The sequence below is a fragment of the Apilactobacillus apisilvae genome, assembly GCF_023380225.1.
Lineage (GTDB): Bacteria > Bacillota > Bacilli > Lactobacillales > Lactobacillaceae > Apilactobacillus > Apilactobacillus apisilvae.
In genome coordinates this window covers 390,123-408,608 of sequence record NZ_CP093362.1, presented here as the reverse complement: position 1 = coordinate 408,608, position 18,486 = coordinate 390,123, and the positions used below count along the sequence as shown (strand labels likewise).

The window sequence follows — 18,486 nt, the reverse complement described above, 5'->3', positions numbered from 1 at the left end:
AGGATAATTGTTTGGATAAAAAAGCTATTATTGAAAAATTAACGCTAGAACAAATAATGAGTGAACGTTTTAGTAGATATTCTAAGTCAATAATTCAAGAAAGAGCATTACCTGATATAAGAGATGGTTTAAAACCTGTCCAACGTAGAATTCTTTATGCAATGAATAAAGACGGCAATACCTATGATAAAGGATTTAGAAAATCAGCTAAATCTGTGGGTAACGTAATGGGTAATTATCATCCCCATGGTGATAGCTCTATTTATGAAGCTTTAGTGCGCATGAGTCAGGATTGGAAATTAAGAGAACCTTTAATTGAAATGCACGGAAATAATGGTTCTATGGATGGAGATCCAGCAGCTGCGATGCGTTATACAGAAGCTCGTTTAAGTAAAATTGCTTCTGAAATGATAAGAGATATTGATAAAGATACTGTCGATTGGGTACCTAACTTTGATGACACAGAACAGGAACCTACAGTGTTACCATCACGCTTTCCAAACTTATTAGTAAATGGGGCAACTGGGATTTCTGCAGGGTATGCGACTGAAATTCCACCACACAATTTATCAGAAGTTATTGATGCTTTAATTTATTTACAAAAGAAACCAGATGCTGATTTAGATGAATTAATGAAATTCATAAAGGGTCCTGATTTCCCAGTGGGTGGAATTATACAAGGACTTGATGGAATCAAGAAAGCATATAAAACTGGTCGCGGAAAAATAGTTATTCGTTCAAAGACTAGCACTGAAAATTTACGTGGTAATAAATCATTAATCAGAGTAACTGAAGTCCCATATGATGTTAATAAACTACAAATGGTAAAACAAATTGATGAAATTCGCATTAGCAAAAAAATTGATGGAATTGCTGAAGTTAGAGATGAAAGTGACCGTAATGGATTATCAATTGCAATTGAATTAAAAAAAGATGTTGATGTAAAAGGTATTTTAAATTATTTATTTAAGAATACGGACTTACAAGTTAACTACCATTTTAATGTTGTTGCAATAAATAATATGCGACCAGAAAGACTACCATTAAAAACAATTCTAAAATCATATTTAGAATATCAAAGGGCGGTTATTACTAAGCGAACTAAGTTTGAATTAGATAATGTCATGAATCGCCAACATATTGTAAATGGACTGATTAAGGCCTTATCAATTCTAAATAAAGTGATTAAGACAATTCGTGCAAGTAAGAATCGTAAAGACGCTTGTCGGAATTTAGTTAAAGAGTACGAATTTTCTAATAAACAAGCTGATGCAATTGTCAAGTTACAACTGTACCGGTTAACCAATACGGATGTTACCGAATTAGAAGCTGAAAACGACAAGTTAAGTCAAAATATAATTAAATACAATAATATTTTGAATGACGATAAAGTTTTAAACAATGTTTTAACTAAAGAGTTTAAACAAATTCAAAAAGATTATGGTAATAGTCGTCGAACTAAAATTGAAAACCAAGTTCAAGAATTGAAAATTAGTAAAAATATTACTGTCCCTGATGAAGATGTTGTAGTTTTAGTTAGTCATGATGGGTACTTAAAAAGAAGTAGTGTCCGTTCTTATAAGGCATCAGATGTTAACGAAAATGGTTTGAAAGAAGACGATTATCCAATCTTCACTGCAGAAATGAGTACATTAGATCATATCTTTATGTTTACTAATAAAGGACATTTAATTTATCGTCCAGTTCACGAAATATCTGATGCTAAATGGAAAGAAACGGGTGAACACATTTCGCAAACTATTGGTCTAGATGATGATGAACAAATCATCAAAATCTTCACGTTTAAGTCATTAAAAGAAAATGGTTGTTTCTTAATTGCAACTAACGACGGCTACATTAAGCAAACTGAGTTCAGTAAATTATTACCAGGTCGTACTTATCGTTCACACGCACCTGTATATGAAAAACTAAAAACCTCAGATGCAAGAGTAGTTAATATTAAATATATTAATAACAACAATAAAGAAAACAAAGTAGTATTAATGTCTAATATTGGATTAGCAACTAAATTTGAACTTTCAGAAGTTTCAATTAATGGTGCAAAAACTACTGGTGTCAAATCAATGGATTTACATGACGATGAATATGTTGCTAATTGTCAATTAATCAACGATTCTGACGATGTTGCTATAATTACGCAACGTGGCTTTTATAAAAATATGTCCGTAGAAGATATTCCTTTAGCTAGTCGTGGTCGTAGGGGCGTTCAAGTTTTAAAACCATTAAAGAAAAATGCACATAAAATTATGGACTTTATAAGATTAATTCCTAATGAAAATGACTTTAAGCCAATTAGAATCTTTACTGATCGTCATAGATATCATGATATTATTCCTTCTGATCATCCAATTAATGATCGTCAATCTAATGGATCAGCTTTAATTGATACTTCGAGTGAAGGTAAACCATTAAAAATGAAAGTAATAAATGCAGAATTGCTTTCAGATAAATAATTCAAACTAATTAAAGAAAATATTTATAATAATCATAAAATTATTGTTATTTACCTTTTTATGGTTTATCATAATAAAAAGAATATTAGTATAACAATATATTATTATTAAATAATTAGGAGAATTTCATGAAAAAAACTAGACAAGAAAATATTTTTTCATCAAAAACTTTAACATATTTTTTACAATTAGCAGATACGATGAATTATACACAGGCTGCTCAAATTCTGGGTATTACTCAGCCTGCTTTGACTCAACAAATTAAAAAATTAGAAAAAACCATTGGATCACCACTATTCTATTCAATTGGTAAAAAACTTAAGTTATCTTCAGCAGGAACCATTATGCTTAAATCAACAAAAGATATTTATAGCATTTTAAACGAAACAGCTGATGAAATTGAGCAATCAAACAGTGCAACTAGTGGAGATATCAATATTGGGGTACTATCATCTATTCAAGATAAAGTATTAGAAGATTTTAGTATTGAGATGTACAAAAACAATCCATCTTTGAGAATTAACTTACGTATGTTAACTCGTAAAGAAATTTGGGAATCACTAGAAAATAACCAAATTGATTTAGCAATTATGTACTTACCAGATTCATCAATTAAGAATTGGAAACCATATGAAGCTAAGAAAATAATCAGTGATGATTTAATGTTTATTCATCACGATAAAGAGTTGTCTAAAAAAGATAAAGTTAAATTTCAAGATACATTAAATGCACCTTGGGTAACCTATCCAGAAGGATATTTCCTAGACTTTATTTTAAAAGAACAATTCAAAAATCAACTAGTTGATTTACCTAACAGTGCTGCTCGTTTTACTACTCCAAAACAAATTTTGAAGTTTGCAGTTAAAACAGGTTCTAATACTGCACTACCATCTTCATTTATGATTGACAAAGATATTGATAAAATGGAAAATGTAGATACATGGGTTTCTAAATTAACCCCCAATATTAAATTTGACTTAGCATTTGTTTATCGTAAAAACAAACGTCTAATTCCTCGTATTGGTAATTTCTTGGATCAATTTGATAAGTATTTAGAAAAAGAAGATTACTTATCTAGAATTAAAGAAAAAAATTAAAGACTTCAAAGGGGATTTTTTTAATGGCTAAAGAGTTAGTTTTTGGACACCAAAGTCCGGATACAGATGCAATTTGCGCATCTATCGAATATGCATATTATCAAGAAAAATTAGGTTATGACGTTGAGGCAGTTGCTTTAGGCGAACCTAATGAAGAAACTAAATTTGTTTTAGACTACTTTAATCAAGAAGCACCACGCATTATTAAAGAAGCCAAACCAGAAGTAGACTCAGTAATGCTAGTGGACCATAATGAACCTCAACAAAGTGTTGCAGATATCGATAAAGTAACAGTTACTCATGTTGTTGATCATCATCGTATCGCTAACTTTAATACGGAAAAGCCTTTATTTTACCGTGCTGAACCAGTTGGATGTGTAAGCACTGTATTATTCGAAATGTTTAAGGAAAAATCAATTGAAATTCCCGAAAAGATTGCTGGATTAATGTTATCAGCAATCATTTCAGATACTTTGTTATTAAAATCACCTACAACTACTGATGTTGATAAACATGCAGTTGAATCATTAGCTAAGATTGCTAATGTAGATTATGAAGAATATGGTATCAAAATGTTAAAAGCTGGTACTAACGTTGATGCCAGATCTGACGAAGATTTAATTGACGGCGATGCTAAGTCATTTACAATGGGTGGCAAATCTGTACGTATTGATCAAATTAATACTGTTGATTTAAATGACGTTTTAAAACGCAAAGATGACTTAAAAGCAGCTATGAAAAATGAAGCTGATAAAAATGATTATGATTTATTCTTAGTTATTGCTACTAACGTTTTAAATAGTAATTCTGAATTAATCGTAGTTGGTGAACCTAAGTCAGCTGTAGAAAAAGCTTTTGATGGTAAGCTTTCTGATGAAGATACAATTGCTTTACCAGGTGTTGTATCCAGAAAGAAACAAGTTGTACCACCATTAACTGATGTTTTAGATTAATAATAAAAAGTTTTTGGATTTATAAAATTCAAAAACTTTTTTATTTTATAAGAATTAATCCTTGCATTATCAAAAATAATGATTAGTATATATAATATATCGTGTAAGATATATTATTTCTAAGGAGTTGTTTATAATGGCTAAATATAGTAAAGAAGATTTGAAAAAAACTTTAACTGCTGAACAATATAATGTAACACAAAACGCAGGTACAGAAATGCCTTTTAATAATGAATATGATGATTTTTTTGAAGACGGATTGTACGTAGATATTGTTTCGGGAGAGCCTTTATTTACTTCTAAAGATAAATATAATTCTGGTTGTGGTTGGCCAGCATTTACTAAACCAATCGCAGACAAAAATATAAATAGTAATCTAGATACTTCCCATGGCATGGTAAGAAATGAAGTTAAAAGTAGTGGAGCTAATTCTCATTTAGGTCATGTCTTTCCTGATGGTCCTAAAGATAAGGGTGGCTTAAGATATTGTATTAATTCAGCTTCATTAAAATTTATTCCTGTCGATAAATTAGAAGATAATGGATATGGTGAATACCTAAAAGATTTTAAATAAGGGGTGAATTTGAATATGGCAAAAGATACAGCAATATTTGCAGGTGGATGTTTCTGGTGCATGGTAGAACCTTTTGATCAACAACCTGGGATTGAAAAAGTAGTATCAGGTTATACAGGCGGTCATGTACCTAATCCAACTTACGAAGAAGTATGTTCCCATACAACTGGACATACTGAAGCGGTTGAAATTACATTTGATCCATCAATCATTTCATATAAAGACTTAGTTGAAATTTATTGGAGACAGACCGATCCAACCGATGCTTCTGGACAATTCCAAGACCGTGGCGATAGTTATCGTCCAGTAATATTTGTAAACAGTAATGAACAAAGACAAATTGCTGAACAATCTAAAAAAGATTTAGCTGATAGTGGGATGTTTGATGAACCAATTGTTACTCAAATCGAAGATGCTAAGCCATTTTATCCTGCTGAAGATTATCATCAAGATTTCTATAAGAAGAATCCCTTGAGATCTCAAATTGAAGAACTTGGTGGTCGTCAACAATTTAAAGATACTAAATGGAAATAATTGTTTTAGAGTCCTTTAAGTGGGACTCTATTTTATACATAATGCAAGTATGGTAATATTATTGTTTAAGACATAAATAAAGGAACGATAAAATTGGCATTAAGAAGAACACATGTTGCTTTATCTGAGGCAATTGCTTTAGGTTATATTAATATCGAACATCAATCATTATTAGTATCAAGTCTCGAAATTATTGGTGTATGGATTGGTTCTCAACTTCCTGACATTGATCAAAAACAAACTAGAATTAATAAAAAAGTTGGAATAGTAGCTAAGCCCATGACATGGTGGGGACACAGAACGTGGTCACATACAGTTTGGTTTTTGGGAATACTACTGCTTTTAACTTACTATTTATCAAATAATAATTATACGAATGGTAATTTTATATTTAGCCAATTAAATTTAGCGTTCTTTTATTATGGTATTTTAGCGGGGAGTTTTTTACATATTCTTGAAGATTCGTTTTCATTTGGTGGAGTCAGATGGTTTTATCCTTTAGATAAGTCTATTAATGTTCGTAAAAAAGGTTTATTTAGATATAAAGTGGGTGGAACGAAAGAAAATGTTATTTTGTTTCTCTCTATTTTAGGAATAGTATTCAATTTAATACTATATGTAATTAATTTTAAATATTAAAAAGATCGACTGCTTTTTAGCAATCGATCTTTTTAATTTCGTCAAAAACGAACATTAAATACAATTTATTTTAAATTAGTTCGTCTTTTTTGTTGACGATTAATAGTTTAATTGATATTATTAAGACATCAAAAGCGAAGGGGAGATTTTCTAATGGATGTAGCAATAGTTATGGGTTCAATCTCTGATTGGCCTAATATCAAGCAAACAGCCTCATTGCTAGAAAAATTTGAAGTGTCTTTTAGCACACATGTAATTTCGGCTCATCGCATGCCTGATCAATTGCAAGAATTTGGAAAACAAGCAAAACACGAACAATATAAAGTGATAATTGCTGCTGCAGGTGGAGCAGCTCACTTACCTGGAATGCTAGCAGCAAACACAACTTTACCAGTTGTTGGAATTCCAGTTAAAACCAAAGCGTTAAATGGAATGGATTCATTATTGTCAATGGTTCAAATGCCATCTGGTGTTCCAGTTGCAACTGTAGCAATTGGAGATGCTGGAGCTAAAAATGCAGCTATATTAGCAGCTCAAGTTATTGCCTTGAATAATCCAAAAGTAGAAAAAAGTTTGGAAAAATTCAGAAATAATCAAACCCAGGAGGCTATTAATAGTAATGACAAACTCGAATGATTTTTTAACATCCCCATCAACAATTGGTATTTTAGGCGGCGGACAATTAGGTCAAATGATGGCCTTGTCAGCCAAAGAAATGGGCTATAAAGTAGGCATCTTGGATCCAACACCCAAGTCTCCAGCAGCTCAGGTTTCTGATTTTCAAATTGTAGCTGAATACAATGATAAAGATGCTCTAAAAAAATTGGCTGAAAAATCTGATGTTTTAACTTATGAGTTTGAAAATGTTGACCAAGATTCAATTAAAGATGTTCAGAATAAAGTTTTGATTCCACAAAAATTAAATGAATTATCTATTACAAGTCATCGTAAGCGTGAAAAAGATTTTTTGTTTAATAATAATTTACCAGTGGTTAACTATCAATATGTTAATAATGTCGATGATTTGAAATTAGCTGTAGATATTATTGGTTTTCCTAGCATCTTAAAAACATGTGAAGGTGGTTATGATGGTCATGATCAAATTGATTTAAACGATCAAGAAGACGTCATAAAGGCTGCTGAAAAAATAAATGGTCGTGAGTGGATTTTAGAACAGAAAGTTAATTTTGATAAAGAAATTTCAATTATGGTAGCTAGAAATAAGGATAATCAAATTGAAACTTTCCCACTAAGCGAAAACATTCATAAACACCATATTTTGCATACTAGTATTGTTCCAGCCAGGGTTGATGATAAAGTTCATAAAAATGCCGAAAAAGTTGCCCAAAAAATAGCTGAAAAACTAGAATTAATTGGAGTATTAGGAATTGAATTCTTTTTACTTCCCAATGATGAAATCATTGTCAATGAATTAGCGCCTAGGCCTCATAATTCTGGCCACTACACAATTGAGGCTTGTAATATTTCACAATTTGAAGCGCACATTAGATGCATTTGTGGATTATCATTGCCTAAAATTACTATGGATCATCACTCAGTAATGGTTAATTTATTAGGCGATAATTTAACATTAGCTAGAAATGAATTAAAAGATAATCCAGCATGGCATCTTCATGACTATGGTAAAGCTGAGATTCGCCCAGAACGAAAAATGGGACATATCACAGTTGTTGGTGATTCCATTGAAGATTTGTTAAAAGAAGTTAAGCAATTTGAATAATTAAGGAGCTTAAAAATGACTAATTTAATTGATTCGGGTAAAACTAAAGAACTTTTTGAAACTGAAGATAAGAATGTTTTAAGAGTACATTACACTGATCACACTACCGCTGGTGACGGTCTAAGGAATGAATTAATTGATAATAAAGGTGCTGTTAATAATCAAATATCTAGCTTGATTTTTCAATTTTTAACTAAAAATGACATCCCTAATCATTTTATTAAAAAAATTTCTGATACTGATCAATTAAACCAACGAGTTAACATGATTCCACTGGAAGTAGTTGTTAGAAACCTTTCATCTGGTCATTTTCAAAAACGCTTTGGTACTGATGATTTACAAAAATTATCTAAAACCGTCGTGGAGTTTTTTATGAAAAGTGATCATTTGCATGATCCAATGTTAAATGATTTAGATGCACAAGCCTTGAACATTGCTAAAGAAAATGAATTAATTACCATGCGTCATTTAGCACTCAAAGTAAACAGATTCATGAGTGAATTATTTATGGACATGGGAATCATTCTAGTTGATTTCAAATTGGAGTTTGGAATTAATGATAATGGTCAAATAATTCTGGCAGATGAAATTTCACCCGACTCATGTCGTTTAATTGATGCAACAACCAAAAATTCATTAGACAAAGATGTTTTTCGTAAACAAGAAGGCAATATGATGAACGGTTATTACAAAATTCTACATAAATTAGAAAACGAATTGGGGTAGGAGGAATTCATCGTGTATTTAGTGAAACTATATGTAACTCATAAACCATCTATTTTGGATCCACAAGGTGAAGCTATCAAAAAGGCCTTGCACAATTTAAATCACAATAGCATAACTTCAATTACTCAAGATAAATATTTTGAAATAAAAATAGACGCTAATTGCAAAGAAGATGCTGAAAAAGTTGTTAAAAAGTCATGCGAAGAATTACTAGTAAACCAAAATATGGAAACATCCCATTATGAAATAAAGGAAGTGTAATTGATGAAATTTGCAGTTATTAGTTTTCCTGGATCTAATTGTGATAATGACCTATATTATGCAATTAAAGATGCGTTGGGTGAACAGTGTGATATTGTATCTTCTAAAACTTATAATCTAGACGCTTATGACGGAATTTTAATTCCTGGTGGATTCTCATTTGGTGATTATTTAAGAAGTGGCGCAATAGCAAAATTATCACCAATTATGAGAGCAATAAAAAAAGCAGCTGATGACGGTAAATTTATTATTGGAATTTGCAACGGCTTTCAAATTTTAACTGAAGCTAACTTACTGCCTGGATCATTAATTAAAAACACTAATATGCAGTTTGTTTCATCTTGGGAAAAAGTCAAAGTTGTTAATAACAAAACTATGTTTACTAATAACTATAAAAAAGATGAAATCATTAAAATTCCTGTTGCTCATGGTGAAGGAAATTATTATTGTGATCAATCAACTCTCAAGCAATTACAGGAAAACAACCAAATTTTATTTACATATCAGGACAATCCCAATGGAAGTGTTCAAGATATTGCAGGTATTACCAATAAAAAAGGGAATGTTCTAGGGATGATGCCCCATCCAGAGAGAGCAGTCGAAGATATTTTAGGTAGTAAAGATGGCTTAAAGTTATTTAAATCAATTCTAAATCATAAGGTGAGGGTTTAATTATGCTAAAACAAGGCACAGAGTTATCAGCAGAGGCAATTCGTGATCAAAGAGTTTACTTAAAAATGGGATTAACTGACCAAGAATATCAATTAATTGTTGATAAATTAATTCATCGATTACCAAATTATACTGAAATTGGTCTATATTCTGCAATGTGGAGTGAGCATTGCTCATATAAAAATTCTAAACCAATTTTAAAAAAGTTTTGGTCAGATGGGTCACGAGTTATTCAAGGCCCTGGTGAGGGTGCCGGTGTTTTAGATATTAATGATGGACAAGCGGTTGTTTTTAAAGCAGAAAGCCATAATCATCCCAGCTTTGTGGAACCTTATGAAGGAGCTTCTACAGGTGTCGGCGGTATTATTAGAGATATTTTTTCAATGGGTGCTAAGCCCGTTGCATCGCTTGATAGTTTAAGATTTGGAGAAATTAAATACCCTAAAAACCAATTTTTACTTAATCGTGTTGTATCTGGAATTGCTGGCTATGGAAATTGTATTGGTATCCCTACAGTTGGCGGTGAAATTGGTTTTGATGATACTTATAATGGAAATCCATTAGTAAACGTTATGTGTGTAGGATTAATGGACCAATCTGATATCGAAGTTGGTCGATCTAAGGGAACTGGTAATGCGATTATTTATGTTGGTGCCAAAACAGGTCGTGATGGAATAAATGGGGCAACTTTTGCATCTAGTGAATTTAGCGAAAAAGAAGCATCAGACCGTTCAGCAGTTCAAGTTGGTGATCCATTTATGGAAAAGTTATTAGTAGATGCCTGTCTAGAAATAATTAAAAATCATTCTGATATTTTAGTAGGAATTCAGGATATGGGAGCTGCTGGGATTGTTTCTTCATCTGCTGAAATGGCAGCTAAAGCTAACAGTGGTGTCGATCTTGATTTAGACTTAGTGCCAAAACGTGAAAATAGTATGACACCATATGAAATTATGCTATCAGAATCACAAGAAAGAATGCTTTTATGTATTAAAAAAGGCTATGAACAAGAAGTTATTGATATATTCAAAGACTTTGGACTAGAAGCAGTAAATATTGGCCATGTTAATAATGATGGACAGTATCGTTTATCATACTTAGGAAAATCAGTTTGTGATATTCCAACCAAGAGTTTAGTTGATGATGTCCCCGAATATAAACACCCATTAATTAGACCTGACCGTTTAGTTAAAAAGCGCGAAAATTTCATCCCTAAAATTAGTCAACCATATAAAACCTTATCTAATTTACTATCACAGCCAACCATTGCTTCAAAAGAAAATGTATACCGTCAATATGACAGTCGAGTTCAAACTAACACTGTCTTATCACCAGGTAGTGATGCTGCCGTAGTAAGAGTTCGTCACACTAATAAATCATTAGCAATGACTACTGACTGTAATAGTCGTTACATTTATTTAAATCCTTATGTTGGTGGTCAAATTGCGGTTGCTGAAGCTGCTAGAAATATAATTGCCAGTGGTGGTCAACCAATCGGAATCACCGACTGCCTTAATTTTGGTAATCCGGATGATGCAGATAGTTATTATTCAATGGATAAATCAGTTGAGGGGATGTCCAAAGCTTGTGAATTATTTGATACTCCTGTAGTTGGTGGAAATGTCTCTTTATATAACGAAACGGATAGTAAAGCCATTTATCCCACTCCAATGGTCGGAATGGTCGGATTAATTGAAGATAATAATTATATTACAACTCAACATGCAACTAAAGCTAATCAATTGGTATACATAATTGGTGAAACTTATGACGATTTTAATGGTTCCGAATTGCAAAAAATGATTAATAAGGAAATCAGTGGCGATATTAAGCACTTTAATCTTCAAAAAGAATATGATAATCAAAAATTAGTTCAATCAGCCATTCAAAAAGGTTTAGTTGAAAGTGCTCATGATATTAGTGAAGGTGGTCTGGGGGTTTCTTTAGTTGAATCATTATTCAAAAACAATTTAGGTTTCGATGGTTCAATGAATATTACATCAGCTCAATTATTCTCTGAAACGCAATCAAGATTTGTTCTTACTGTTGATAAAGATAATCAATATGAATTTGAAGCATTAATGAAAAGCAACGCTACTTTTATAGGTAAAACTACTGACGGACCATTTATTAATTTTAAGCTCAATAATAATAACTTAAATGGTGAAATGGAGACATTAAAGAATGCTTGGAAGGAAGGTTTGGCATGCTACATGAAGTAAAAAGTTTAAATGAAGAATGTGGAATCTTTGGCATTTGGAACGCTAATAATGCAGCCGAATATGCTTATTTTGGAATGCACAGTTTACAACATCGTGGTCAAGAAGGTGCCGGAATTGTTTCTTTTGATGATAAGAATATATATATGCATAAAGGTGAGGGCCTATTATCAAAAATATTTGCTGATAAAAATAATTTAAATAAATTAACTGGTCGTTCGGCAATTGGTCACATTCGTTATGCGACTGCTGGTAGTCATGGATTGCAAAATATTCAACCTTTCTTCTTTAATGATCCTAGAATGCCATTTGCGATTTCACATAATGGCAATTTAACCAATGCTAAATCTTTAAGAGATGATTTAACTGACAATGGTGCACATTTCCAAGCTGATTCAGACAGTGAATTATTAGGATCACTCATGATGCTAGATCAACATGAAAGTTTTATCGATCGATTAAAGGTATCTCTTAAAAAATTACATGGTGGTTTTGCTTTTATTATTATGACTCCTAAAGGGATGCTTGGAGTTGCTGATCCTCACGGCTTAAGACCAATTGTTTTAGGTAAAACTAAAGCTGGCAGTTACATTTTATGTAGTGAAACTTGTGCTTTGGATGCAGTTAATGCCCAATATGTACGCGATGTGCAACCAGGGGAACTTGTTCACATTGATAATAATGATTATAAAATTGATCATTATACACCTTCGCAGGGATTAAGTATTTGCTCGCTAGAATATATTTATTTTGCCCGTTCTGACTCAATCATCCACGGTGTCAGTGTTCATAGTGCTCGTAAAAAAATGGGTATTCAGGTTGCAAAAGAGCATCCCGTAAAAGCTGATGTTGTGATTGGAGTACCTAATTCTTCATTAGATGCCGCTTTAGGATATGCAGAGGCAAGTGGGATTCCCTTTGATATGGGAATGATTAAAAATCAATATGTTGCAAGAACTTTTATTGAACCCACTCAGGACAAACGCGAATTAGGCGTTTCAATGAAATTAGCAGCGGTTAAATCTGTTGTTAGTGGTAAAGACATTGTTTTAGTTGACGATTCAATTGTTCGCGGAACGACTAGTAAATACATTGTTCAATTATTAAAAGAAGCTGGTGCTAAATCAATTCATGTTCGCATTGCTTCACCAGTTATTAAGTATCCTTGCTTTTATGGTGTGGATATTGAGAGTAAAACTGAATTAATTGGTGCAAACCAATCAGTTGCAGAGATCAAAAATACGATTGGGGCTGATTCATTAGGCTATCTAAGTGTTGATGGGTTAATTAAATCAATCAATTTGAATTGTAATAATAAATATCATGGGTTATGTACTGCTTATTTTGACGGACAATATCCAACCGATTTAGATGATTATAAAGCTAAATATGATGAAGAAACTGAACAAATCAAAGCACATAAAGGAGCTGAACAATTTGTCAGATAAATATCAAGAAGCTGGCGTTAGCATTGATAATGGTACAAAAGCTGTTAAAAGTATTAGCGAAATTGTTAAATCAACACAAGATCAAAATGTAATGGCTGGAATTGGGGGCTTTGGTGCTGAATATAGTTTAGTTAATGATATAAAAAAAATAAATAATCCAGTTTTAGTTTCTGGAACCGATGGAGTGGGCACTAAATTATTGTTAGCGATTCAAGCCAATCAACATACAAAAATTGGGATTGACCTAGTTGCAATGTGTGCAAATGATATTTTGGCACAAGGAGCAAAACCTTTATTTTTTCTTGATTATTTGGGAATTGGTCAGCTTCAACCAGATAAAGTTAAGCAAATAGTAAGTGGAGTTGCTGATGGTTGCAAACAAGCAGGATTATCATTAATTGGTGGCGAAATGGCTGAGATGCCAGGTATTTACAAATCAAAAGATTATGATTTAAGTGGTTTTGCCGTTGGAATCGCTAACCATGATGAATTATTAGGTGCCAATAATGTTAATTCAGGTGACATTGTCATTGGATTAAAATCTTCAGGAATCCATTCTAATGGTTATTCATTAGTCCGTAAGATAATTAGCGATGCAAAATTGGATTTAAACAAAAAATATGATGAATTAGATGACAAACTAATTAACGTTTTATTGAAACCCACTAAATTATATTACAAAAGTGTTTATGCATTAGTTGAAGCCGGTTTAGTTAACTCAATGGCCCATATTACCGGTGGTGGGATTGCTGATAACTTAGCTCGAAGTATTCCCAAAAATTTAACTGCGCAAATTAAAATTGGTAGTTGGAAAATTCCAACAATTTTTAAATTTTTAAAAACAAAAGGTCATTTACAACAATCTGATATGGATGAAGTCTTTAATCAAGGAATTGGGATGGCTTTAGTAGTTTCGCCAGATAATCTAAAGAAGGTGATTAATGGATTAGAAGAATCGCAAGAAAATTATTATCAAATTGGTATGGTGGTGAATAGAAATGAACAAGCAGTTGAATTCATCGGAAAATAAGCTAAATGTTGCAATATTTGCTTCTGGTAATGGGACTAACTTTCAAGCAATTATTGAGGCTAATTTACCGATCGAAGTCAAAGTTTTAGTTTGTGACCATCCTGATGCTTATGTTTTAAAACGGGCTAAAAAAGCCCAAGTTCCAGTTATGGTTTCAAAGGTGAAAAATGGCATCAGTAAAGAAGAACGGGAAAATAATATTTTACAGTGTTTGAAAGCTAATAATGTTAAGGCAATTTTTTTAGCAGGTTACATGCGAATTATTGGTTCCACATTATTAAATGCTTTTCCCAAACGCATTTTAAATATTCATCCCGCACTATTACCTAATTTCCCCGGTAAAAATGGCATTTTAGATGCCTATAATGCAAAAGTCAGTGTTACTGGCGTCACGATTCATTATATTGATGCTGGTATTGATACTGGTCAAATTATTAATCAAGTTAAAGTCAAAAGATATCCTAATGATAGTTTGAAAGATTTAGAAACTAGAATTCATCAAGTTGAGCACCAATTATATCCAAATACTATTCATGAATTAATTAATAAAGGGGTTCTATAAATTGAAAAAGTTAGCATTATTAAGTGTTTATGATAAAACCGGAATTGTTGAATTTGCTAAGGAATTGGAAGCAAGAGATTTTGAAGTCATATCCACGGGTGGGACTTTAAAGAAATTGCTAGCTAATGGAATTAAGGCTACTGCAGTTGATGATATTACTAATTTTAAAGAAATGCTTGACGGACGTGTTAAAACTCTTCACCCAAGAATTCATGCAGGTATTTTGGCTAAACGCGATAACAAAATACATATGCAACAACTATCAGACGAAAACATTCAGCCAATCGATTTAGTTTGCGTTAACTTATATCCATTTAAGGCAACTATTGAAAAGCCAGATGTAACAGATGATGAAGCCATTGAAAACATTGATATTGGTGGTCCATCAATGTTAAGAGCTGCTGCTAAAAATAGCCAAGATGTGATTGTCTTAACTGATGTTCATGATTATGATGAATATCTTAAACGCTATGATGACGACAACTTGGATCAACAATTTCATCGTCATTTAGCTGCTAAAGTTTTTAGATCAACGGCAGCTTATGATGCATTAATTGCAAAATACTTAACTAAAGAAGAATTCCCTGATAAATTAACGATGACTTATGAAAAAGTTGAAGCAATGCGTTATGGTGAAAATAGCCATCAACAAGCTGCATACTACAAACAAGCGATTCCTGAAAAGTATTCATTAGCTAACGCTAAGCAACTACATGGGAAAACATTATCATACAATAATATTCGGGATGCCGATGCAGCTTTAAGAGTAATTGCTGAATTTCCTGATGATCCAGCTGTTGTTGCTTTAAAACATATGAATCCTTGTGGAATTGGTACAGCTAAAACCTTATTAGATGCTTGGCAAGAAGCATTTGATGCTGATCCTATTTCTATTTTCGGTGGAATTATTGTTTTAAATCGTGAAGTTGATTTAAAAACTGCCCAAAAAATGCACGAAATTTTCTTAGAAATTGTTATTGCACCATCATTCACAGATGAAGCTTACGATGTTTTGGCCAAAAAGAAAAATATCCGATTAATTACTTTACCATTTGGACCTGTCGATCAAAATGGTCATGATGAAGTCAGTGTTTTAGGTGGAATGTTAGTTCAAAATCGTGATTTACTCCATGAAACACCTAATAATTTTAAAGTGGTCTCAAAAGTTCAACCAAGTAAGCAACAACTAAAGGCTTTGGCATTTGGACAAAATGCAGTTAAGCATGTTAAAAGTAATGCCATTGTTGTAACTACTGGCACTAAAACTTTAGGTGTTGGTGCTGGGCAAATGAACCGCATTGATTCGACCAAAATTGCGATTGATAAGGCACAATCCAAAGATGGATATGATAATGCTATTATGGCATCTGATGCATTTTTCCCAATGGATGATTGTGTTGAATTTGCCGGAAAACATGGGATTAAAGCAATTGTTGAGCCTGGTGGTAGTATTAAAGATCAAGCTTCAATTGATAAAGCTAATGAATTAGGAGTTGCACTGGTCTTTAGTGGAAAGCGTCATTTCAAGCATTAACAATTAAAGTATGACTTAAATGATTTTGGTAAGTGAGGTGGTTCAAATCCACCCATGCTTGTTCAACTACTTAATTAGGAGTGTGTCATGATGGAAAATTGGTTAGTTATTGGTTCCGGTGGTCGTGAATATGCTATTGCTAAATGTTTAGCTAAAAATAAAAAAAATAATATCTATGTAGCTCCTGGAAATGTCATGATGAATCAATTAAGCCGTGTTAATTGTGTTGATATTGATGAAATGGACTTTATTCATTTAATTAAATTTGCTAAAGATAATCAAGTTATATGTACAGTAGTGGGACCAGAGCAACCTTTGTCTAAAGGGATTGTGGATGCCTTTAAGGATGCTAATTTAAACATCTTTGGGCCTGATAAATATTCAGCTCAATTAGAAAGCTCCAAAGCATTCGCCAAAGAAATAATGAAAGAAGCTAATATTCCAACCGCTAATTATCGAGAATTTAAAAATTTTAAAGATGCCATAACATATATTGATGGTCATTCAATGCCAGTAGTCATTAAAGCTAACGGACTTGCCAATGGTAAAGGTGTCATTGTTGCTCAAAGTGAAGATGAAGCTAGGACTGCTGTTGAAATGCTCTTTAACTTACCTAATCAAAATGAAATAATTGTCGAAGACTTTTTATCTGGTCAAGAATTTTCATTTATTGTAATGGCTAATGGTGAAGATATTATTCCGATGCCCTTGGCTCAAGATCACAAACGTTTGATGAATGATGATAAAGGACCCAATACCGGTGGAATGGGAGCTTATAGTCCATTACCACAGTTTGGTAACAATGTTATTAAAGAAACAATAAAAAGTATAATTAAGCCCTTGCTACATAAAATGAAAGATAATGGTCATCCCTTCACTGGCTTTTTATATGCAGGGCTAGTAATGACAGAACAGGGAATTAAGGTCATTGAGTTTAATGTAAGAATGGGTGATCCTGAGACTCAAGTTATATTACCGCAATTAAAAAGTGATTTTGGAAATTTAATTAATGAATTACTTAATAATCAATCAGTAAGAGCTCAATGGGATGAAAGTAATTATCATTTAGGCGTTGTTTTAGCAGCCAAAGGTTATCCTAAAAAGCCAGTAGATCATTTAAAACTACCAATCTTTAACAATAACGATTTAGATATTAGTTATGCCGGTGTTCAATTTAATGAGGGAGATGTATACAGTCATGGTGGTAGAATCATGATGGTTACATCAAAAGGCGATAATATAGCTGCTATTCAGAAAAAGATTAATAAAGAAATTAAAAATAATGTTAATAGTGATGATTATGTATATCGGACTGATATTGGGTCAAAAGCGATTAGTGAAACCCTTATTTTAAAAGTTAATAAAAAAGGCACACACAAATTAAATGGATTGATCTGACCCCAAAAATTTGGACAACATTTTTCTAGGATATTAATCCCAAATATTGATTTAGTGATTGGTATCCTAGTTTTTCTTTAATTCTATTTTCATTATAATCCTTAATCCAAGCTTTCATGGCATGGATTAAGGATTCTTTTGTATCATAATGTACATTCATCATTTCACTTTTCATAATGTGAAAGAATGATTCCATTTGTGCATTGTCTAAACATGTCCCTTTTTGAACCGCCTTAAAAAGTTAGACATTAAAACTAATTTTTTAAGGCGGTTTTTCTATGACAAAATATTCAACTAATTTAAAAATTGGAATTGCTAATACAATTCTAAATCATCAAGATTCAGTGAATGGATTATCAAAAAAATATAACATTCCTAAATCCAATATTAAAAGATGGATCTATGTAGCTAGATATCAAGGCCTTACGGCCTTAAAAGTAAAACATAAAAAGCGTAATTTTAGTATTGAATTTAAACTTAAAGTGGTAAAATACTACCTAAATCATAATCTTGGTATAAATCCAGTTGCTGCTAAATTTAATTTAGGTCCTACTACTATTACTCTTTGGACAAAAATATTTAATGAATTATGAGCAATTGGTCTTATGCCTAAAAAGATTAGAA

At 32.2% G+C, this 18,486-nt stretch carries 18 protein-coding genes and 1 pseudogene; 18 read left to right on the top strand and 1 reads right to left on the bottom strand.

Annotated features, from left to right (window positions below; translation table 11 throughout):
• Positions 1-11: 11 nt before the first annotated feature.
• The 17 genes from parC (at position 12) to purD (ending at position 17,862) form a co-directional block, all read left to right on the top strand.
• The gene (gene parC / locus MOO46_RS02095; RefSeq protein WP_260525475.1) at positions 12-2,474 is read left to right on the top strand and encodes a DNA topoisomerase IV subunit A; all 2,463 of its coding nucleotides are present in this window, start codon (positions 12-14) and stop codon (positions 2,472-2,474) included.
• Between the two features lie 128 nt (positions 2,475-2,602).
• Positions 2,603-3,571: a LysR family transcriptional regulator gene (locus MOO46_RS02090; protein WP_249511373.1), complete on the top strand. Its 969-nt coding sequence runs from the start codon at positions 2,603-2,605 to the stop codon at positions 3,569-3,571.
• Positions 3,572-3,594: 23 nt separating this feature from the next.
• Positions 3,595-4,524, top strand: a complete 930-nt coding sequence (locus MOO46_RS02085) for a manganese-dependent inorganic pyrophosphatase (protein ID WP_249511372.1) — start codon at positions 3,595-3,597, stop codon at positions 4,522-4,524.
• 136 nt (positions 4,525-4,660) lie between these two features.
• Positions 4,661-5,098: a peptide-methionine (R)-S-oxide reductase MsrB gene (gene msrB / locus MOO46_RS02080; RefSeq protein ID WP_249511371.1), complete on the top strand. Its 438-nt coding sequence runs from the start codon at positions 4,661-4,663 to the stop codon at positions 5,096-5,098.
• A 15-nt stretch (positions 5,099-5,113) separates the two neighbouring features.
• Positions 5,114-5,632: a peptide-methionine (S)-S-oxide reductase MsrA gene (msrA, locus tag MOO46_RS02075; protein WP_249511370.1), complete on the top strand. Its 519-nt coding sequence runs from the start codon at positions 5,114-5,116 to the stop codon at positions 5,630-5,632.
• A 93-nt stretch (positions 5,633-5,725) separates the two neighbouring features.
• Entirely contained in the window at positions 5,726-6,271 is a 546-nt protein-coding gene (locus tag MOO46_RS02070; protein ID WP_249511369.1) for a metal-dependent hydrolase, read from the top strand.
• Positions 6,272-6,424: 153 nt separating this feature from the next.
• Positions 6,425-6,907 (top strand): 5-(carboxyamino)imidazole ribonucleotide mutase, encoded by a 483-nt coding sequence (gene purE / locus MOO46_RS02065; RefSeq protein WP_249511368.1) that lies wholly within the window; start codon positions 6,425-6,427, stop codon positions 6,905-6,907.
• Positions 6,891-8,012, top strand: a complete 1,122-nt coding sequence (gene purK, locus MOO46_RS02060; RefSeq protein WP_249511367.1) for a 5-(carboxyamino)imidazole ribonucleotide synthase — start codon at positions 6,891-6,893, stop codon at positions 8,010-8,012. The genes purE and purK overlap by 17 nt, the downstream gene beginning before the upstream one ends.
• A 15-nt stretch (positions 8,013-8,027) precedes the next feature.
• On the top strand, positions 8,028-8,738 hold the full coding sequence (gene purC / locus MOO46_RS02055) for a phosphoribosylaminoimidazolesuccinocarboxamide synthase (RefSeq protein ID WP_249511366.1): 711 nt from the start codon (positions 8,028-8,030) through the stop codon (positions 8,736-8,738).
• A gap of 12 nt (positions 8,739-8,750) precedes the next feature.
• Positions 8,751-8,999 (top strand): phosphoribosylformylglycinamidine synthase subunit PurS, encoded by a 249-nt coding sequence (purS, locus tag MOO46_RS02050; protein WP_249511365.1) that lies wholly within the window; start codon positions 8,751-8,753, stop codon positions 8,997-8,999.
• 3 nt (positions 9,000-9,002) lie between these two features.
• On the top strand, positions 9,003-9,671 hold the full coding sequence (purQ, locus tag MOO46_RS02045; RefSeq protein ID WP_249511364.1) for a phosphoribosylformylglycinamidine synthase subunit PurQ: 669 nt from the start codon (positions 9,003-9,005) through the stop codon (positions 9,669-9,671).
• Between the two features lie 2 nt (positions 9,672-9,673).
• A complete protein-coding gene (gene purL, locus MOO46_RS02040) occupies positions 9,674-11,893 on the top strand; it encodes a phosphoribosylformylglycinamidine synthase subunit PurL (RefSeq protein WP_260525474.1) in 2,220 nt (739 codons plus the stop codon).
• Positions 11,878-13,338, top strand: a complete 1,461-nt coding sequence (gene purF / locus MOO46_RS02035; protein WP_249511363.1) for an amidophosphoribosyltransferase — start codon at positions 11,878-11,880, stop codon at positions 13,336-13,338. The genes purL and purF overlap by 16 nt, the downstream gene beginning before the upstream one ends.
• Positions 13,328-14,368, top strand: coding sequence for a phosphoribosylformylglycinamidine cyclo-ligase (gene purM, locus MOO46_RS02030; protein ID WP_249511362.1), 1,041 nt, complete (start codon positions 13,328-13,330; stop codon positions 14,366-14,368). The genes purF and purM overlap by 11 nt, the downstream gene beginning before the upstream one ends.
• The gene (purN, locus tag MOO46_RS02025; protein WP_249511361.1) at positions 14,337-14,930 is read left to right on the top strand and encodes a phosphoribosylglycinamide formyltransferase; all 594 of its coding nucleotides are present in this window, start codon (positions 14,337-14,339) and stop codon (positions 14,928-14,930) included. The genes purM and purN overlap by 32 nt, the downstream gene beginning before the upstream one ends.
• 1 nt (position 14,931) lies before the next feature.
• Entirely contained in the window at positions 14,932-16,464 is a 1,533-nt protein-coding gene (gene purH, locus MOO46_RS02020; RefSeq protein ID WP_249511360.1) for a bifunctional phosphoribosylaminoimidazolecarboxamide formyltransferase/IMP cyclohydrolase, read from the top strand.
• A 90-nt stretch (positions 16,465-16,554) separates the two neighbouring features.
• Positions 16,555-17,862: a phosphoribosylamine--glycine ligase gene (gene purD, locus MOO46_RS02015; RefSeq protein WP_249511359.1), complete on the top strand. Its 1,308-nt coding sequence runs from the start codon at positions 16,555-16,557 to the stop codon at positions 17,860-17,862.
• A 25-nt stretch (positions 17,863-17,887) separates the two neighbouring features.
• Here purD and MOO46_RS02010 read toward each other — a convergent pair.
• A pseudogene (locus tag MOO46_RS02010) lies at positions 17,888-18,082 on the bottom strand (IS3 family transposase); the annotation flags it as partial.
• 58 nt (positions 18,083-18,140) lie between these two features.
• On the opposite strand from MOO46_RS02010, the gene MOO46_RS02005 reads away from it, so the two are divergent.
• Entirely contained in the window at positions 18,141-18,455 is a 315-nt protein-coding gene (locus tag MOO46_RS02005) for a helix-turn-helix domain-containing protein (protein WP_249511357.1), read from the top strand.
• Positions 18,456-18,486 lie beyond the last annotated feature (31 nt).